General features: G+C 51.6%; 13 protein-coding genes. 8 read left to right on the forward strand and 5 right to left on the reverse strand.

From position 1 onward, the window contains the following. The first annotated feature begins 134 nt into the window (after positions 1 to 134). Positions 135 to 3149, forward strand: a complete 3015-nt coding sequence (locus ABV298_RS12185; protein ID WP_353722371.1) for a glycoside hydrolase family 2 TIM barrel-domain containing protein — start codon at positions 135 to 137, stop codon at positions 3147 to 3149. Between the two features lie 425 nt (positions 3150 to 3574). On the opposite strand, the gene ABV298_RS12190 is transcribed toward ABV298_RS12185, so the two are convergent. The 5 genes from ABV298_RS12190 to ABV298_RS12210 are packed head-to-tail and all read right to left on the reverse strand — an operon-like array spanning position 3575 to position 7665. Next, on the reverse strand, positions 3575 to 4138 hold the full coding sequence (locus tag ABV298_RS12190) for a YceI family protein (RefSeq protein ID WP_353722372.1): 564 nt from the start codon (positions 4136 to 4138) through the stop codon (positions 3575 to 3577). Positions 4139 to 4146: 8 nt separating this feature from the next. After that, on the reverse strand, positions 4147 to 5034 hold the full coding sequence (locus tag ABV298_RS12195; protein WP_353722373.1) for a DUF5777 family beta-barrel protein: 888 nt from the start codon (positions 5032 to 5034) through the stop codon (positions 4147 to 4149). Positions 5035 to 5046: 12 nt separating this feature from the next. Further along, positions 5047 to 5556 carry a Rieske (2Fe-2S) protein gene (locus ABV298_RS12200; protein ID WP_353722374.1) on the reverse strand — a complete coding sequence of 170 codons (510 nt, stop codon included), beginning with the start codon at positions 5554 to 5556 and terminating at the stop codon, positions 5047 to 5049. Between the two features lie 53 nt (positions 5557 to 5609). Further along, positions 5610 to 7115 (reverse strand): hypothetical protein, encoded by a 1506-nt coding sequence (locus ABV298_RS12205; RefSeq protein WP_353722375.1) that lies wholly within the window; start codon positions 7113 to 7115, stop codon positions 5610 to 5612. Continuing rightward, positions 7096 to 7665 carry an RNA polymerase sigma factor gene (locus ABV298_RS12210; protein WP_353722376.1) on the reverse strand — a complete coding sequence of 190 codons (570 nt, stop codon included), beginning with the start codon at positions 7663 to 7665 and terminating at the stop codon, positions 7096 to 7098. The genes ABV298_RS12205 and ABV298_RS12210 overlap by 20 nt, the downstream gene beginning before the upstream one ends. 246 nt (positions 7666 to 7911) lie before the next feature. Between ABV298_RS12210 and ABV298_RS12215 the strand changes: the two genes are divergently transcribed. The 7 genes from ABV298_RS12215 to ABV298_RS12245 all read left to right on the forward strand — a co-directional run bounded on the left by ABV298_RS12215 (position 7912) and on the right by ABV298_RS12245 (position 19047). Then, the gene (locus ABV298_RS12215; protein WP_353722377.1) at positions 7912 to 8970 is read left to right on the forward strand and encodes an acyltransferase; all 1059 of its coding nucleotides are present in this window, start codon (positions 7912 to 7914) and stop codon (positions 8968 to 8970) included. Between the two features lie 152 nt (positions 8971 to 9122). Beyond that, entirely contained in the window at positions 9123 to 10952 is a 1830-nt protein-coding gene (locus ABV298_RS12220; protein WP_353723177.1) for an ABC transporter transmembrane domain-containing protein, read from the forward strand. After that, complete coding sequence (locus tag ABV298_RS12225; RefSeq protein WP_353722378.1) at positions 10949 to 12772, forward strand: DNA mismatch repair protein MutS; 1824 nt, start codon at positions 10949 to 10951, stop codon at positions 12770 to 12772. The genes ABV298_RS12220 and ABV298_RS12225 overlap by 4 nt, the downstream gene beginning before the upstream one ends. Before the next feature lie 150 nt (positions 12773 to 12922). Continuing rightward, on the forward strand, positions 12923 to 14239 hold the full coding sequence (gene rseP, locus ABV298_RS12230) for an RIP metalloprotease RseP (RefSeq protein WP_353723178.1): 1317 nt from the start codon (positions 12923 to 12925) through the stop codon (positions 14237 to 14239). Beyond that, the gene (locus tag ABV298_RS12235) at positions 14221 to 14796 is read left to right on the forward strand and encodes a DUF6702 family protein (protein ID WP_353722379.1); all 576 of its coding nucleotides are present in this window, start codon (positions 14221 to 14223) and stop codon (positions 14794 to 14796) included. Before rseP ends, ABV298_RS12235 begins: the two co-directional genes overlap by 19 nt. 135 nt (positions 14797 to 14931) lie before the next feature. Then, positions 14932 to 17448: an endopeptidase La gene (gene lon, locus ABV298_RS12240; protein ID WP_353722380.1), complete on the forward strand. Its 2517-nt coding sequence runs from the start codon at positions 14932 to 14934 to the stop codon at positions 17446 to 17448. A gap of 96 nt (positions 17449 to 17544) precedes the next feature. Next, positions 17545 to 19047 carry a tagaturonate reductase gene (locus ABV298_RS12245; RefSeq protein ID WP_353722381.1) on the forward strand — a complete coding sequence of 501 codons (1503 nt, stop codon included), beginning with the start codon at positions 17545 to 17547 and terminating at the stop codon, positions 19045 to 19047. Positions 19048 to 19091 lie beyond the last annotated feature (44 nt).

Consider the following 19091-nt stretch of genomic DNA (forward strand, 5'->3'; position numbering starts at 1 on the left):
AATTTTAACCCTGAAATAAAAACGCGTGCTTTCCCTCGTCGAAAACAAAGCACCGGCCGAATGTTACCACAGGAAGTGATATGCAATTTTCTACCCGCTGCGGATTTCCGATACTGCTTTTTTTACTACAAATTTTGAATCATACGGTTCAGGCCCAGGCCATTCCCGAATGGCAGGACCCGCAGGTAATCAGCATCAATACCGAAAAGCCCCGCGCCGATTTTTTCCCCTATCCCACGGAAAAAGCCGCATTGGCGATGGATAAAAAAAGCCCTTTCGTGCAATCGCTGAACGGTACCTGGAAGTTCAAATGGGCACAGCACCCTTCGAAGGCGCAACTGAATTTCTTCGATCCGAAGGTCTCCGATGCCAACTGGGACAATATCCCCGTTCCATCCAACTGGCAGATCGTGGGCGCACGCGAAGGCCGCAGATATGACCGGCCGATTTTCAGCAATATCAAACACCCTTTCAAGGCCACGCCGCCACGCATTACCGCCGACACCAATGCCGTGGGCATGTACAGAACCACTTTCACGGTCGCCGATGTGAAGGATAAACAGATATTCCTGCATTTCGGCGGCGTCCAATCGGCTTGCTATGTGTGGCTGAACGGCGTCGCGATCGGCTACCACGAGGATGGTATGACGCCATTCGAATTCGATGTGACGGAAGATGTGAAGCAGGGTGTGAACAACCTGGCCGTGGAAGTGATCAACTGGTCGGACGGCAGCTACCTCGAAGACCAGGATTTCTGGCGGCTTTCGGGCATTTTCCGGGATGTAAACTTGTTGCTCTTACCCAAAGTCGTTCTCACAGACTATTCGGTAAGGACGATCCTGGACGCCAACCATGAAAACGCGACGCTGAAACTGAGTGCGTATGTCAAGAACTACGGACAGCAGCCCATTCACGCGCACCAGGTACTTTTTACATTATATGATGCTTCCAAAAACGTCGTCACCACGCCGGTGAGCCAGATGGTCGGCACGCTGGAAATGGGCAAAGAAGGGGCAGTACGTGCCGAAATGCCGGTCGTTAATCCTGCTAAATGGAGCGCGGAAACACCGAATCTGTACACACTCACCGTACAATTGATGAACTCCGACGGCAAGGTCCTCGAAGCGACGACCCAGCGGGTAGGTTTCAGGGACGTGAAAATAAAAGGCGGCCAACTGCTCGTGAATGGCAAAGCGGTAACGATCAAAGGCGTAAACCGTCACGAATTCGACCCTGAAACAGGCCGGGTAATCAGCCGCGAATCGATGATCAGGGACATTACCTTAATGAAGCAGCACAATATCAATGCAGTGAGAACCTCGCATTATCCCAATGCTTCCGAATGGTATGACCTGTGTGATCAGTACGGCCTTTACGTAATGGACGAAGCTAATATTGAAAGCCACGAACTTTGGAGTAAGAACATTGTCCTGGCCGATAACCCGCAATGGCGCTCCGCCTTTCTGGCACGCGGCAATGCAATGGTGGAACGCGATAAAAACCATCCGTCGGTGATCATCTGGTCGCTCGGTAACGAATCGGGAATGGGCCAGAACTTCGTAGACATGGGCGATTTCATCAAGCTCGCCGATCCCACCCGGCCGATTCATTACGAAGGAAGGAAGGATTACAAACCAACGTCGGTGAGCAGCTTCGACATCATTTCGGTCATGTATCCTTCCACGCAGGACATGATCGAGCTGGTGAAAAAAGATAAAACCCGCCCGCTTATCGTATGCGAATATGCGCATGGAATGGGCAACAGCATCGGTAACCTGAAAGAGTACTGGAATGTTATCGAAAAATACCCGACCATGCAAGGCGGCTTCATCTGGGACTGGGTGGACCAGGGCCTCAAACTGAAACGTCCCGACGGTACCGAATACTGGGATTATTTCAACTACATCGATGGCGCCAATGCGGGCGACGGCCTCGTGAACCCCGACCGCACGCCCCAGCCTGAACTGAACGAGGTGAAGAAGGTGTATCAATATGTAAAATTCGAGATCCCGGATACGCTTAAAGCGGGTGAGAAGACCATTACACTGCACAATAGCTACGATTTCCAGTCCCTGCATGCATTTGAGCTCGTGTGGTCCGTAATGGAAAACGGCAAGGCGGCAGGCAAAGGCGGCACCATTACCAACCTGAACGCATTGGCACATCAAAAGCAGCAGGTTACCATTCCTTACGAACTCCCCGCCCCGGCAAAACCCAATGCGGAATATTTCCTGAACCTTAGCCTGAGACTGAAAGAGGCGACTAGCTGGGCACCCAAAGGTCATGAAGTAGCCTGGCACCAGGTTCCGGTAGTGAAACCGGCCGCCCCGAGGCCTAACCTGAGCCTGTACAGCGAACGGCCGCTCCGCATTGCACAGATCACCGCCGCACGCGTACAAATTTCCGGTCAGGATTTTACAGTCGTTTTCGACAAAAACGAAGGCGGTATGATTTCTTTCAAAAACAAAAGGGAAGAAATGCTCGAAAACGGCCCATACCCCAACTTCTGGCGTGTACCGACCGATAATGACGAAGGCGGCGGTGCGAAAAGCTACGCAACCCAATGGCGCAACTTCGGCCTCGATACCCTGGAACGTGTTTCTTCGGAAATGAAAACCCAGCGCCTGACTGCACAGATTTATAAAGTAACCCTCGCGCAAACCCTGAAACAGGCAAAGGGCGAAATGGAGGTGCAGTCGGCGTATACGGTGTATGCCTCGGGGGATATCCATGTACAAAACACATTTACGCCACGCGGCGAATGGCCTCCGCTGGCAAAAGTGGGGATGCAACTCAGAATGCCTGCCACTTTTACCAAAACCCAATGGTACGGCAATGGCCCGCATGAAACTTATGCGGATCGTAAAACGAGCGGGAAAGTAGGCATTTACGCCGGAACCGTTGCCGAGCAGCATTTCCCATACATTACCCCACAGGAAAACGGGAACAAAACAGGCGTCCGCTGGGCAACAATTACCAATGCGGAAGGCACCGGGCTGCTCGTGCTGAGCGATAGCGCATTCAATTTCAACGTCCATGATTATACGGACAAGAACCTGCTCGCCGCCAAACGCCGCGCCGCAGTGTTGAATCGCGGCACCGCGACCGTCGTCAACATCGACCTCGCACAAATGGGCCTGGGGGGGTGACGATAGCTGGTCCCCGCGCGTACATGAGGCGTACCTGCTGCCCGCGAAGCCTTATTCGTACTCGTACCGGTTAAGACCGGTTGAAAACACTTCGAACATCGAGCAAATCGCCGCAGTGCGCCTGCCTTATGTCGATTCGAAAGAAACAAACGAGACGGTATCGGTAACCGAAACAGCCGCAACACCCGACGAGGCGGTCGGAGAAGAGGAGGCGGAAGAAGAAGTCGTCGCCGCACCGGTGCGTAAAACGACCGTCAGGAAGGCGCCGGTAAGAAAAAAGTGGTCCGGAAAAAGAAACCGGCTCGCCGACGCCGCAGAAGATAACGGAAAAGACTTGGCAAGTTCAAGAAAGGCTTACCAAGTCTGCAATACCCCACAGTTAATAAATAAAGACCTGGCAGCCGTACTCCGTTGCCAGGTCTTTGTCATTTTTTGTACGGAGTTAACGCGTACACGGCCTTTACCTTAATAATCTGCGCGATTTTCACAAAAACCACCTTCGGCACTTCAATATTATGGTCCACCAGCGCCACCTCGAAATCGGAGCTGATCGTGATCTTGCCACCCTCGATTTTCATCTTCCCTTTGATCGTCCGCTCTTTGGTAACCCCATGCACCGTGAATTTCCCCGTCGCCGACACATCGTAGTCACCGTTTTTGGTATAATCCGGCGCCTTATCGACCTTTCCCGAAAAGGTAGCGGTCGGATATTTCTCCGATTCGATATAATTTTCGTTGAAATGCTCCTGCATCAGTTTATTCGGGAAAGAAAACTCGCGCATGTTCATCCGGATCGCGATCTCGTTGTTGGCCGTATTCAGGATCACCTGCGACTTTTTATTCTCCGCTTCGATATTTTCCAGCGGTGTCGACGCCGAGAATTTCGTATTACCGCCCGAAGTGGCGAACATTTGTGCAAAAGCGGTCGCAGAAAGCAAAGCGGTACCGAACATGGCCAGGCAGGCCACACGAAAAAAATGCAGTTTCATAGTCTGGATCAGTTTGGCTGCTTCTTGTTCTTCTTGTCGAAACTGAATGTACGGGAAATATTGAACCCGTAGTGAATATCCCCTTTGCCCCAGCTTCCGGTGGTTTCGCCGATAAACTGTTTCTCGATCATGCCGAGGGAATTGGTGAAATGCAGCTGGAAAACATGCCCGCCGGTTTCTATATCCACGCCGAACGACATCGAATCGTGGTAAGGGGCCGTAAGTGTATTCTTTTCGCGGGCCGTATAAAAGTATTCGCCATTCAGCGAAACGCGTTTCGAGAGCTTGAAACGACCGCCGATACCTACCGCCAGCAATACTTTATCGTCGCCTTGCACAGCCGGCATGGTACGGTACAAATAAGTTGGCGATAATTGCAGCGACAATCGTTCCCCGAATTTCCGCGCTACGAGTACCTGGGCGGTGTAATACAGCTTATCCTGAAACTCCCGTTCCTTATCCACCGTAGCCACGCCCGTTCCGCCGAATAACGTCACCGAAACCGGCATATTCCGCGCACCGGCGCTCTGTTTGAGCAATTTGTATTTGCCGAAAAAGTCATACACTTTCTGCGACGTACTGCGGCCGACCCCTATCATCAAATCGTCGGTAAGCCCGTATTCAAGCCCCAGCCGCATCGTCGCCTGATCGAGCCCGAAGAACTGGTAAGCACCTGAATTCAGTTTGCCGAAGCGGTGCGAGATCCGTAAATCGAGATGATTTTTTTTCATCGTTTCCACCGAATGGCCGTTCACGACGCGAGTCGACTTGAAGGTAGCGGTTACCTGAACGGTTTGGGCGCTGTCCTGCTTCGACAGCTCGTTCAGCAGATCGTCCTGTGCATATAATACTGTTGATGAACACATCAACATCACGAGTAGGCGGAGTACTTTCATGGTCGGTTCTGATTAAGCTTTCACTGTCAAAGTATTCCCGTCGGCGGAAACGGTCACGATATACGTTTTGAGCGGAGTTGCCGCCGGGCCATTCGTCACCGCACCTGCAATGCTGAACGTAGAACCATGGCTTTGGCAAAAAACGTCGTTGGACGACGACCTGTATGCCACAGGATTCCCTTCATGCGTGCAAATTTTACTCAAAGCCACATAGCTGCCGCCGGTCGTTTTGGCTACCAGCACGTCCCCGATTACCTTGCCAGTACCAGCGGTTTTCAGCTCATTGTAAGGAGACTTGGTCATGTCAACCGTAAAATTGATAGCCGTACCGGTTGTCGTGCCGGATATTCCGGTACCTGAGCCTGTTCCCGGGTCCGGGTTGGGGTCCGGATCATCGTCGCTGGAACCACAGGCAGTCATAGTCGTGCCCAGGCACCAGAATGCCATTAACGTTGAGGTGCTAAGCCCGAGGCTTCTCAGAAACTCGCCTCTCTTCATGTTTCCTTGGTCAATTGAGTTCATAAGTGAATAAATTAATTAGTAGATATAATTCAATGGCAATGTGGGCATAGTGCTCACTTGAAAACAGGGGTATAGCGCACCGATAGCCAGAGGCCGGTGGTAATGAGGTTCACTTTGCCGTACCCGACACGTTTGAGCGGCATGCGGATCGACGGCTCGGCAAGCAGGGAAAGCTTGCGCGATATTCTGTATTCGTAACCGGCTGAAACGTTCACGTGGCTGAACCAGTACCATCCGGTTTTGCCATTCCAGCCCGGGTACTTTTGCGCATACGGGTCTTTCGGGTCGATGTAATAATATTTATATTTTTCGCTATTCATATGATAGGAGGAAAAGCCGCCTGTCGCAAACCATCGCGAGCGCTCGCCCGATCCGATATCAAATCGCACATTCAGCGGTACTTCAAGTACTTTGCACACGCCGTCGATGCCAGACAAGGCTGGTGGAGGATAATAGCCGTGCCTGGGTAACTGATAAGCCTCCGCCGGAGCGTAATAATCTTTCCTGCTCCAGACCGCGCCGCTTTGCAAGTACAACCTTGGTAAAACCGAATATTCCACCAGCAACGAAACGGCGGTTCCCGGCTTTGAAAAATCTTTCAGCCCTACCGTACTCAAATCCGGCGAGTAGCCGAACCGGATGGCCAACAGCGGCCGGTCGTCCGCCGACATGGACGATTGTTTCGGCGCAGGCTCAGAAGCCACTTCCTGCACTGGAGCGGAAACCCCGGGCAACTGCAACACATTCCATTTCGGTACCTTACCAATTAATGCGGACGCAGAAATCAGGGTACGCGTCTGCTGTTCTGCTTGCGCTGCCGATTCACCCGGCGATGTCGGCTGCGCATCCGGCATCGCTTGCGCTTGTGTAAAAGAAATAGCCCCGTCGCCTCCTTCCACTTTTGAGCGGTTAGGCTCTAAGTACACTCCGCCTGCCTTAGATCGGCTCCGGGGCAATAGTTTTCTGCCGTTGTTACCAGCGGCAGCATTCAATTCTGATTTCGAGGAAGATTTACCAGCCTCTTTTTCATTGGCTTTTAGTTCGCTATCAATATGTTTTTTGCCGTTTCCAACAACTTTATTTCCCTGATCAATGAGTTGCTTATTTGCGTTAGCCACAGTCGGGTTTCCTTTATCGCCAACCACATTTTCTTTTTTCACACCCGCAACCTCTTCCGGCGCCTCAACCACACCTGACTTCCTGCCCACACCTGACCCTTCATCAACACCCGATTCCCTGCCAGCAGCTTTCCCATCTCCATCCTCCGCGCCCCGTCCTTCTTCTTCCGTTCCTCCATTCTCCCGTTTCAAAACAACACCCCTTCCTCCTTTCTCCTTTCCTCCATTTTTCCCTTCAAAAAGAAAAATCCCCGCCGGTATCAGCAGCGCCAGCACGCCCAGCGGCCACCATTTCCGCCACCATCCGGCCGGAGCTTTCCCGTCCTGCTGGTCGAGTCGTTTCCGCAGGTCATTCCAGTCATCGGGTTCGTATTTAGGTTCAAGCTCTTCTGACGACTTTCTGAAGAGCTTGTCCAGTTCGTCATCTGGCAACTCTATCATAATCGTCGATTTTAATCCTGGATAACATTTCTCTCAACTTTTCCCTTGCACGCGACAAATTCGACTTTGACGCCCCAACCGAAATATTCAGCTGTTCTGCAATTTCCTCGTGTGTGTAACCGTCGATGACCGACAGGCTGAATACCAGCCGGTACGCGGGCGTCAGACGCTGGATCAACCCGACCAGCTCTTCGTGGGAAAGCTTGCTGATAACCGTTTCGTCGACGGACACCTGTTCCGCCACCTCCACGTCGTCAAAAACATCTCTGCGAACTTCCTGCCTGTAATGATCGAGGGCCGTATTAATCATGATTCTGCTCAACCAGGTTTTAAATGGTCGGTTTGCATCGAAACTTTCCAGCTTCGTGAAAACCTTCAAAAATCCATCGTTGAGTATTTCTTTCGCTTCTTCCCTGCTGCGCGTATAGCGCAAACAGATGCTCATAGCATAGCCGTAGAACTGTTTATACAACAGCTCCTGACTTCGGCGGTTTTTTTGTAAACAGCCGTCGAGTAGTTCTTGAAGAACGGCGGAGTTATACTCGGGCATGCTATTTGCTTTTTTGAACCTATACGTAGAAATAAAAAGCAGGGTTGCCTGGCATTTGCAAGTTTTTTAAAAAAATGCGCACCACGCTGCCCGCATTCTTTATGCGCCTGCTCCCGGGCGTAACTACCAAAATTCGATTTCAATTTACCATTTGATAACTGAGATAAGCCATTCGTACATCGATAATGTTATCTTTGTCTGCGGAAACGACATCGTCACCTGTCCAAATCAGTCTCAGTATTCGGAATGGATCGAAAGCACAGACTTCTCGAACTCGATGCACTGCGAGGCATTGCCGCGATCGCCGTGGTGCTGTTCCATTTTACCATGAATGAAAACAGAGAGCACTTCGGATGGCAATTCCGTTTCGGTGTAACCGGCGTCGATCTCTTTTTCATGATCAGCGGGTTCGTTATTTATATGACAGCCGGCCACATCCGGCACTGGATGGATTTCATCGTTTTCCGTTTCGCCCGGCTATATCCCGCGTTCTGGTGTTGCCTGTTCATTACATCGATTTTCATGGCCTGGTATGAACCTTCCCACGTCGATCTTAAACAAATCGCCGCGAACCTGACCATGGCCCCAGCGTTTTTCAATCAGGAGGACATCGACGGCTCCTATTGGACGTTGCTGGTCGAGTTGCTGTTCTACGGATGGATACTACTCATGCTGATCGCCGGAAAACTTTCCGAAATCACCCGGATAGCGTGCTTCACGCTGGTGGCCGTACTGCTGTTTCATATGTTTGCGCCGCAGTACCCGGCCCTCTATGATTTCGCCGGTCATAAATTACAGTTGATCAACCATTTCCCGCTGTTTTTCTCGGGTATTCTGTTTTTTCAGTTAAAGAACGGCGGAAACCGCTTCCGCATACTTGCCCTTTTACTGTTTACCCTGATTTCGTCTTTTTACTTGCATGACAAGGGCGGCAGGGCTATGTACGTAGTAAATTTCGCCGAGCATTGTACGCTCATTACGCTTTTCCACATCCTTTTCGCGCTGCTCATTACAGGGAAGCTCCGGTTCCTGGCTGCCAAACCGTTGCTCTATTTGGGTAAAATTTCCTATTGCCTCTATCTCATCCATCAATACGTGGGCACGCATCTGATCACCAGCTTTACGAAGGGAATGGGAATGAACATTCATGCCGCGCTGGTCGTCACGATCGTGATTATTATCGGACTGGCCTCCCTGGTCACTTTTTTTATCGAAATCCCGGCCAACGCTGGCATTCGCAACTGGTATTCCGCTTCGCGCAATGTTTTGGCCGCCGGCGAAAAGGCAAAACGGCCGTTCATTTAAAAAGCTGCTTTTTATCCACCGTGGCTGGTAAACTTGGTGCCGGCATGCACTGCAAAATGCCTTTTGAATAATTGCTTACTTTTGCAGGCAAGCTGTCGAATGTTTATCCACACCGGATCGGCCTGATCGCGGGTGTACCTATATTAAAAATAATGGCCAAGGATGAAAATAGCAAGGGGTTGACCGGGCAAGAGACGCCTTCTCCATTTGCGATAAAAAAGATCAAATGGGAAGGTCTGAAAATTACGCTTCACCTGCTACGCTACCTGCGCCCCTACCGCGTGATGTTTGCAGCCGGGCTGCTGTTTCTTGCGTTGTCCACAGGCACCTCGCTCGCATTTCCGAAACTGGTAGGAAGCATTATCGAGGTAATTGAGGGAAAATCCCGGTTTACTATTAACCAGATCACCCTGCTGCTGTTCGTGGTCCTGCTGGGGCAAGCGGTGTTTTCGTTTTTTCGTATTTATCTCTTTTCCAAAGTGAGCGAGCAAGCGGTAAACAATATCCGGCTGGATGTTTTCAGCAAGATCATCACATTGCCTGTTCCTTACCTGGAAGAACGCCGCGTGGGTGAGCTAACAAGCCGCATCACTTCCGATGTCTCGCAATTACAGGGTCTCCTCTCATTCACCCTTGCCGAACTTTTCCGGCAGGCGGCCACGCTGATCGTCGGTATGTCGATCCTGTTTTACACCTCCTGGAAGCTGACGCTTTTCATGCTTGCGACGGTACCCGTGCTGGGGGTAGCCTCGGTGTTCTTCGGACGACACACGCGCAGGCTCTCGCGCAAGGCGCAGGACCAGCTCGCAGCAGCCAATGTGGTGGTCGAGGAAACGCTGCAATCGGTGAATGTGGTAAAGGCGTTTACCAACGAACCGTTGGAAATTAACCGCTATCGCACCATTCTGGGCCGTGTGGTTGATCTGACACTGTACGCGGCGCGTTTCCGGGGCGGGTTCGCCTCTTTCATTATTTTCGCCATGTTCGGCGGGATCGTCGGGGTGATATGGTACGGTGCGGCGCTTGTGCAAGCGGGCGAATTCGGGCTTTCCGATCTTTTTACATTTATTCTCTACACCACTTTTATAGGGGCGTCCATCAGTGGAATGGGCGATTTGTATGCACAAATCAACCGGACGGTCGGTGCTTCCGAACGTATTTTTGAAATTCTGGGAGAAACGCCGGAAGTATCGGTTGAAGATGCGCAAAATGCGGTGGCTTCCCATATCGAAGGACGGGTTACTTACCGGGACGTGCATTTTGCGTATCCGTCACGCGCCGATCTCCCGGTATTGAAAGGCGTGTCGCTGGATGTCCGCGCGGGTGAGAAAATAGCATTGGTAGGTTACAGCGGTGCGGGCAAATCGACGATCGTGCAGCTGCTGATGCGTTTTTATAACTACCAGTCCGGCGAGATCCTCGTCGACGGCCGGCCTGTCCGGGAATACGGTATCTCCGCATTAAGGAAGAATATCGCTATTGTGCCGCAGGAAGTGATGCTTTTTGGCGGGACTATTTATGAAAATATCGCCTACGGAAGGCCCTCGGCATCCCGCGAAGCCATTGTAGACGCCGCACGCCGCGCTCATGCCCTGGAATTCATCGAATCGTTTCCCGAAGGCTTTGAAACAATCGTAGGTGAAAGGGGCATCAAGCTCTCGGGTGGCCAGCGGCAGCGCATCGCCATTGCAAGGGCCATTTTAAAAGATCCCAGAATCCTTATCCTGGACGAAGCGACGAGCTCGCTCGATGCGGAATCCGAAAAACTGGTACAGATCGCATTGAACGAATTAATGAAAAACCGTACCACCATCGTAATTGCCCACCGGTTGGCTACGATCCGGAAGGTGGATATGATTTACGTCCTGCGCGAAGGCCGGATCGCCGAGTCGGGTACGCACCAGGCATTAAGCACGGTCCCCGGCGGCGTATATGCCAATCTCATCAAACTTCAATTCGAAACCGCTGAAAACCTTCCATGAAAAACGCTGAGCCAAACCAGGCTGCATTATTTTTCCGAACACAAAAAGAAAAAGCAAGTGCCGCGGAACAAAAGGCGCATGACAGGTTCAAGCGCATTGCCCTTTTCCGGCTTGCTACTTTCGCAGGAATGGTGCTATTGGTGGTCGTCTGGAATAAAACCGGCATCGCCTATTGGGGAATCGGCGTACCGGGACTGCTGGCGATTTTCCTGGTTTTAATGCGTAGGCAACACGAGGCTCGCACCGAACGCGATTTTCAGCGAAACCTGGCCTCGATCAACGACGACGAACTCGCCCGCCTCGGGCTGCGCTTCACGAGACCGGAAACCGGGGCCGAATTCCGTGAGAAAGACCATAACTATGCCGACGATCTCGATATTTTCGGGGAATATTCCCTTTTTAAACTACTGAACCGTACACGCACCGCCGAAGGAAGCCGCCGGCTGGCCAACTGGCTTAAAAACCCGGCGGCAGCAACCGAAATAGGTCTCAGACAGGCTGCGGCTACCGATTTCGCCCGATATCCGGAGCTGATCCAGCAGTGGGAGGCAACGGCATTGCTGCACGAGCACGCGGCAAAGCATGTGGGTGAGTTTCAGGAATGGGTAGCCGGAAAGCTTCCCGCTCCACTTCAAAATACATTAAAATGGCGCTGGTTTCCATTGATTACGCTCGTCATCACGGCATTGTATTTTTCAGGCATAGTCCCCGGTATTGCAGTGCTTGCCAGCCTTGCGATCCACCTTTTCATATTAGGCCGCTATGCCGGTTATGTGAAAGTGCTTGCCAACCGCACGACTTCGATGGGACAGACGCTCACCGCCTACGCCGCATTGTTGAAAGAGGCGGAAGAATCGCCATACCAATCGGCCTGGTGGCAATCCAGAAAAATACGGATTACCGGTTCGTCGGTCGCGCTTGCCAAGGTCGGTAACCTGTTCGAAAAGCTGGATTACCGCAACAATCCGTATTTTGCCATTTTCATAGGCATTACCACGCTTTGGGACATGCATTGCCTTACCGGCCTTGAAAGCTGGAAAGCCGAACATCACAACCACCTCGCCGACTGGCTCGACGTGCTGGCCGACACCGAAGCCATGAACAGCCTTGCGGGCCATGCATTCGCTAATCCGCACTACATTGTGCCCCGGATAGGCGACAGTACCGAAGTGATGATCGCGGCTACGACATTAGGCCACCCTTTAATCCCTGCCGCTAAACGGATCAGCAACGATTTCGGGATGCGGGGCACCGGCAAAACGATATTGGTAACCGGCTCGAATATGTCGGGAAAAAGTACGTTCCTGCGCACGGTGGGCCTGAACCTCGTACTCGTGCAGATGGGCGCGGTCGTGAGCGCTGGCTCATTCGCGTGCTCGCCAGTACGGGTATTCAGCAGTATGCGCACGCAGGATTCGCTGGAAGAAAGTACCTCTTCGTTTTATGCCGAATTAAAACGGCTACGCAAACTGCTCGAACTGACCGACGAACAAGCCGGTGCGCCTGTTTTCTATCTGCTCGACGAAATTTTGAAAGGGACCAACTCCGCCGACCGCCATCGCGGCGCAGAAGCGCTGATCCGCCAGCTGCATACGAAGGAGGCGTCGGGTATGGTATCGACCCACGACCTCGAACTGGGCGAATGGGGCGCCACTGAAAACTACATCCATAACTTCCATTTCCGGTCGGATGTGGAGAATGGCCAGCTGCATTTCGACTACCGTTTGCATGAAGGAATATGCCGGAGTTTCAACGCATCGGAACTGATGCGGATGATGGGCATTGCTATCGGGCCCGACGAAACCCCGCTTGCACACTGATACCGGGCATTTGTACGGTTGTTGGAGGATTTGCGTAACTTTACTGTTTACATTTACGTTTAAAACACTGGTCCGGTAGCGGAGATCGAACTTTTTGATTAACAATTAACCCGTAACGATTACAAAACCTGAATGGAATTACAGAAAGCATTGGAAATATTGATCATGGCAGGGCAACTTATTTTGGGCCTGTCGATCCTGGTGGGGTTGCATGAGTGGGGGCACATGGCTGCCGCAAAATTGTTTGGAATGAGGGTTGAAAAATACTTTATTGGCTTTCCTCCTAAAATTTTCAGTTTTCAGAAAGGCGAAACAGAATACGGCATCGGAGCGATACCGCTCGGCGGATTTGTGAAAATTTCCGGGATGATCGACGAATCGATGGATATGGATACGATGAACCAGGAACCGCAGCCCTGGGAATTCCGTTCCAAGCCAGCCTGGCAGCGCCTGATCGTCATGTTGGGTGGGATCATCGTGAATGTGATCGTGGGTATCATCATATTTATTGCGATTGCCTATCACGACGGCAGGAAATTCCTTTCGGCAGAAGAGGTCAACAAATACGGTATCGTAGCCGGCGAACTGGCCCAGGAGCTTGGCCTTAAAACAGGCGACAAAATAGTCCGCGTCAATGGCAAACCATTCTCCGATTTCAACGACGTGGTAAGTTCCGACGTATTTCTGGGCAGCAACAGTTCCTATACGGTGAACCGCAATGGCCAGGAAGTCGAAATAGATATTCCCAACAACTTTATCGAGAAACTTTCGGATCCGGATGAAAAACGCAACTTTATACTGCCCCTGGAACCGTTCAAAATCGGGGAGCTGATCCCCGGAATGCCGGCTGAAAAAGCGGGATTGCAGGTAAACGACAAAGTGGTTTCGATCAACGGCAAACCGATCCGCTTTTTCCACGAGTTACAGGCCGAACTGGAAAAACTGGCCGGTAAAACCACCACACTGGTGGTACAGCGCGGCACGGAGCAAAAAACATTGAACGTCACGGTTACGGAGGAGGGCACCCTCGGCTTCTATCCCGAGTCGCTGCTTCATTTTACATCCGTTCGATACACGTTCGGCGAAGCGGTGACCATCGGCACGGAGAACGCCTTTGCTGTGGTGTACAACAATATCAAAGGTTTCGGCAAGATATTCCGTGGCGAAGTTTCGGCGTCGAAGGCGTTGAGCGGCCCGATCGGAATTGCGCGGATGTTCGGCGGGGTTTGGGATTGGGGCCGGTTCTGGCAACTTACCGGTCTGCTTTCCATGGTGCTCGCATTCATGAATGCATTGCCTATTCCGGCGCTCGATGGCGGGCACGCGGTAATCCTTTCCTATGAAATCGTCTCCGGCCGCAAGCCTTCCGATAGATTCCTTGAAAACGCGCAGAAAGTGGGCATGGTGCTGCTTTTGGGCCTCATGGCTTTCGCGATCTTCAACGACGTATGGAAAGCTGTTTTTTAAATAAAGGGATCAGGGAAGAAAGGGAGGAAGGCGGAAAGGGAGAAAAGAGAAAAGAAAGGAAATTCTCCCCTTCCGCCCTCCTTCCTTTCCTCCTTTCCTCCCTGCTCCTCACCTCATTCATACCGAACCACGACTACCACGTTTCGGTTACGCAAATGCAGTACAATCCAGCGTCGCGGTCGTTTGAGGTAAGCGTCCGGATTTTTACCGACGACCTGGAAAAAGCATTGTCCCAAAGCCATTCCAATCAACGTTTCGTGATCAAAGACAATGATCAAAACGACCGCTTCGTCGAGGAATACATTCGTAAATCCTTTGTGTTGACAGATAGTCAGAAAAACATTGCCGCTATCAAATATATCGGCAAGGAACAGGAAGCGGACGCAACCTGGGTTTATTTCGAAATCCCTTTCCAGCGTCCCCTGAACGGTTCCAGGCTTTCGAATGTTACGCTTATGGAAGTTTTTGACGATCAGGTCAATATGACCAACATTAAATTCCAGTCGGAGAAAAAGACGTTTTTATTTAAAAAGGGACAGACCTCTCACCAGCTATAATTAGTTTGTGACCGCTTAAAAAATGTATGACATAATGTGCGGTGGCACGGCTATTTTGTTTTTATAATGCCTTTCTTTTGAAAGTCATTATTTATATATTGGGAAAAGATTATCTGTCAATTTGACAGAATGCCTATGAAATTTGAACCTTCTGATCTATATAGCCGGCTGCTGATGTCCGATTCGGACATGGATAGCCTCGAAATCGTTCCTCTTGGCGGCCCCGATGGCTCTGACGAGCCTTTTGAACTTCCCAATGAATTAGCGATACTTCCGATCAGGCAAACGGTGCTCTTTCCGGGGATGGTCATTCCTGTGACGGTCGTGCGCCAGAAAGCCATCCGGCTTGTTAAAAAGATATACCGTAATTCCGATATCAATCAGCGTATCCTCGGCGCCGTAACACAGGCCATTCCAAATAAGGAGGACCCTACGGCGGAGGATCTTTACAACATTGGTACCGTTGCGCAAATCCTTAAAATGATCACCTTGCCGGATGGCAATGTCACGATCATCGTACAGGGGCGCCAGCGTTTCGAAATCAAAGCTATCGTTAACGAAGAGCCATACCTGACGGCCGAAGTCCGGCCGATCGAGGATTCGTTCGTTGGTCCGACCAAAAAAGAAGCGAAAGCACTGCTGCAATCGCTACGCGATGGCGCGCACAAAATCATGCGGCTCAACCCGGAAATCCCGCAGGAAGCCCGCATCGCGCTCGATAATATCGAAAGTCCGATCTTTCTAATCCACTTCCTTTCGTCGAATATCAATGTGGAGATAGCCGACAAGCAAAAATTGCTCGAAGAGCGCAACGGCCATAAGCAGGCCACGCTTTTGCTGCAATATATGATGCGGGAGATCGAAATGCTGGAATTGAAACGGGAAATCCAGACCAAAGCCAGCTCGGATATCGACCAGCAGCAGCGCGACTATTTTCTGCGCCAGCAGATCAAAGTTCTGCATGACGAGCTCGGTATGGACAGCCCCGAGCGCGACCTCGACGAAATCCGCCTGAAAGCCAGCCAGAAAAAATGGTCGGAGCCTGTCAAGGCGCATTTCGAAAAAGAGCTGAGCAAATTGCAGCGGATCAACCCGATGGCCCCCGAATACCCGGTGACGATGAATTACCTGGAAACGCTGGTGGATTTACCCTGGGGACAATATACCAAGGACAATTTCGACCTGACGAGGGCTCAAAAGATACTGGATACCGACCATTTCGGCCTGGAAAAAGTAAAGGAACGCATTATCGAATACCTGGCGGTGCTTAAACTGAAAGGTAATCTCAAAGCTCCGATCCTCTGCCTTTACGGCCCTCCGGGCGTAGGTAAAACCTCGCTTGGGAAGTCAATTGCCAAGGCCTTAAACCGGGAATACATCCGGATGGCGCTGGGCGGCGTTCATGACGAAGCCGAAATCCGCGGGCACCGCAAAACTTACATCGGTGCGATGCCGGGTAAGATCATCCAGAATATTAAAAAGGCAGGTTCTGCGAATCCGGTGTTCATCCTCGATGAGATCGATAAGGTAAGTTCCGATTACCGGGGCGATCCCTCTTCGGCATTGCTGGAAGTACTCGACCCTGAGCAGAACTCGTCGTTCACCGACAACTACCTCGAAGTGGAGTACGATCTGTCGAAAGTACTTTTCGTAGCCACCGCCAATTCGCTCGATACGATTCACCCCGCATTGCGCGACCGGATGGAGATCATCGAAATGACCGGCTACACGATCGAGGAAAAATTGCAGATCGCCAAGCGATACCTCGTGCCGAAACAGCGCAAGGACCACGGCCTGAAAGCGACCGACGTAAAAGTGGACGACGCTGCATTGCTGAAACTCATCGAAGGCTACACCCGCGAATCGGGCGTCCGTAATCTCGAACAGAAAGTGGGCACGGTTATCCGCAAGATTGCGAAATCGGTAGCCATGGAGCAGGAATATCCCAAAACCATCAAAGCCGATCAGATCGAAAAATACCTCGGAGCGGAAATTTTCGATAAGGACCTTTATCAGGACAACGACTTCGCCGGCGTGGTGACGGGCCTGGCCTGGACGTCGGTAGGCGGTGAAATCCTGTTTATCGAAACAAGCCTGAGCCGTGGTAAAGGCGGGCTTACGTTGTCGGGCCAGCTCGGCGACGTAATGAAGGAATCGGCCGTAGCCGCATTGTCGTATCTCAAAGCCAATGCCGAAAGGCTGGGCATCGATTACCGGATTTTCAACCACTACGACCTGCACGTGCACGTGCCTGCCGGCGCCGTGCCCAAAGACGGGCCCAGCGCGGGCGTGACAATGGTAACTTCGATGGCGTCCATCTTTACGCAACGCCGCGTGAAGCCATTCATCGCCATGACGGGTGAAATCACCCTGCGCGGAAAAGTGCTTCCGGTGGGCGGCGTAAAAGAGAAAATCCTCGCGGCACGGCGTGCGGGCGTAAAAGAGATCATTCTTTGCGTGAAAAACCGCAAGGATGTGGAAGAGGTACCGGCCAATTATATCAAAGACCTGACCTTCCACTATGTGGACCAGATCGACGAAGTACTTGGCATAGCATTGCTTCCAGAAAAGGTAAAAAATCCGATGACTTTTGTTTTTCCCGAAGAAAAAAAGGAAAAAGAGGAAAGCGGATTTGTTACGATGACCGTTTAGATCAAACCGAAAAAATATACAAAAGAGGTGCTCCCGGGCGCCTCTTTTTGTTTAAGGGTTATGTATTCCAAACGGCGTCATTAGTATCGAACCTTTATGAAAAAGAAAATGTCGTTACCGCAGCTTTCCCCTCAATTGCTCGATCAGCAACCCGAACTTCTTCCCGATCACCGCCGGCTCCTCGCATTGCCTGAAAAAATCATCCAGTTTGGCACGGGCGTGCTTCTACGCGGCCTGCCGGATTATTTTGTAAACAAGGCCAATATGCAGGGCATTTTCAATGGTCGGATCGTGGTTGTAAAATCGACCAGTACCGGGGGAACCGACGCGTTTTCAGAACAAAGCAACATTTTCTCCCATAGCATCCGCGGCATCGAGAACGGCAGGCAGATCGACGAGGCGGTGATCAATACCAGCATCAGCCGCACATTGGCCGCAGCCAGCGACTGGGCCGATATTCTGGAATGCGCCCACAATTCGGAGTTGAATATTGTTGTTTCCAACACGACAGAGGTCGGTATACAACTTACCGACGACGACCTATTTGCCAGCCCGCCCGTCTCCTTCCCCGGTAAACTGACGGCCTACCTGCTCGAACGTTACAAGGCGTTCAACGGCGCACCGGAATCGGGGATGGTGATCGTACCTACGGAATTGATTGTCGGCAATGGTCCCAAATTGAAGGCGATCGTGATTGAACAAGCCCGCAGGCACAATCTTGGCGACGCGTTTATCGGCTGGCTTGAAAGGCATAACCATTTCTGCAGTTCGCTGGTAGACCGCATCGTTCCCGGAAAGCCCGATACGGAAACCATCGAAGCCCTTTCCGAAAAACAGGGCTTCCGCGACGGCCTGCTCATCGTCTCCGAGGTTTATCGCCTCTGGGCCATAGAAGGCGGACAGCACGTGCGCGACGTACTAAGCTTTGCACAGGCCGATAAAGGAGTGGTGATCGAGCCGAATATCGATCTTTTCCGCGAACTGAAACTGAGGCTCCTGAACGGTACGCATACCCTCTCATCGGGGCTCGCGTTTCTGCGCGGCCTGGACACGGTTCGCGAGGCAATGGAGCATCCGGAAACAGCCCGGTTCATCGCCGACCTGATGCTGAACGAACTGGCACCGGCTATTCCCTACGAAGTCGATCCGACACAGGCGGAAACGTTCGGTCGCCAGGTACTCGACCGCTTCCGCAACCCTTTCATACGTCACCAGTTGATCGATATTACCGTTCAGTACACGGCGAAAATGAAAATGCGGAACATTCCGACGCTCCTGAACCATTATCGGAAATCGGAGGAAGTGCCCCTTTTGTTTGCCAAAGGATTTGCCGCATTCCTGAAATTCATGAAGCCGGTTGTGCACAAAGACGGTGGCTATTATGGCGAACGCGACGGCCAACCCTATTCAATCCGCTGCGACTCGGCGGCATATTTCGATGAAAAATGGCAAAATGCGGCCTCGCCCCTCGACCTCGCGCAACAAGTTTTAAGTGATGTTTCGCTTTGGGATACCGACCTCACCTTACTACCGGGCTTCGCCGAAGCCGTGAAAGGTTATATGACCGAGGACGTCGTTACCGGGACTTCCACGCTTTAAGCTGATTATAAAGCTCGTTGGCCGAAATTTCGTCGGAGCTGAAA

It is taken from the genome of Dyadobacter sp. 676, assembly GCF_040448675.1.
Classification (GTDB): Bacteria; Bacteroidota; Bacteroidia; order Cytophagales; family Spirosomataceae; genus Dyadobacter.

What these genes read in the sequence shown, in the direction of transcription:
- ABV298_RS12190 (WP_353722372.1), bottom strand. Translation starts at nt 4,138, where the DNA reads ATGAAACTGCATTTTTTTCGTGTGGCCTGCCTGGCCATGTTCGGTACC.
- ABV298_RS12195 (WP_353722373.1), bottom strand. Translation starts at nt 5,034, where the DNA reads ATGAAAGTACTCCGCCTACTCGTGATGTTGATGTGTTCATCAACAGTA.
- ABV298_RS12200 (WP_353722374.1), bottom strand. Translation starts at nt 5,556, where the DNA reads ATGAACTCAATTGACCAAGGAAACATGAAGAGAGGCGAGTTTCTGAGA.
- ABV298_RS12205 (WP_353722375.1), bottom strand. Translation starts at nt 7,115, where the DNA reads ATGATAGAGTTGCCAGATGACGAACTGGACAAGCTCTTCAGAAAGTCG.
- ABV298_RS12210 (WP_353722376.1), bottom strand. Translation starts at nt 7,665, where the DNA reads ATGCCCGAGTATAACTCCGCCGTTCTTCAAGAACTACTCGACGGCTGT.
- ABV298_RS12215 (WP_353722377.1), top strand. Translation starts at nt 7,912, where the DNA reads ATGGATCGAAAGCACAGACTTCTCGAACTCGATGCACTGCGAGGCATT.
- ABV298_RS12220 (WP_353723177.1), top strand. Translation starts at nt 9,123, where the DNA reads ATGGCCAAGGATGAAAATAGCAAGGGGTTGACCGGGCAAGAGACGCCT.
- ABV298_RS12225 (WP_353722378.1), top strand. Translation starts at nt 10,949, where the DNA reads ATGAAAAACGCTGAGCCAAACCAGGCTGCATTATTTTTCCGAACACAA.
- ABV298_RS12235 (WP_353722379.1), top strand. Translation starts at nt 14,221, where the DNA reads ATGGAAAGCTGTTTTTTAAATAAAGGGATCAGGGAAGAAAGGGAGGAA.
- lon (WP_353722380.1), top strand. Translation starts at nt 14,932, where the DNA reads ATGAAATTTGAACCTTCTGATCTATATAGCCGGCTGCTGATGTCCGAT.
- ABV298_RS12245 (WP_353722381.1), top strand. Translation starts at nt 17,545, where the DNA reads ATGAAAAAGAAAATGTCGTTACCGCAGCTTTCCCCTCAATTGCTCGAT.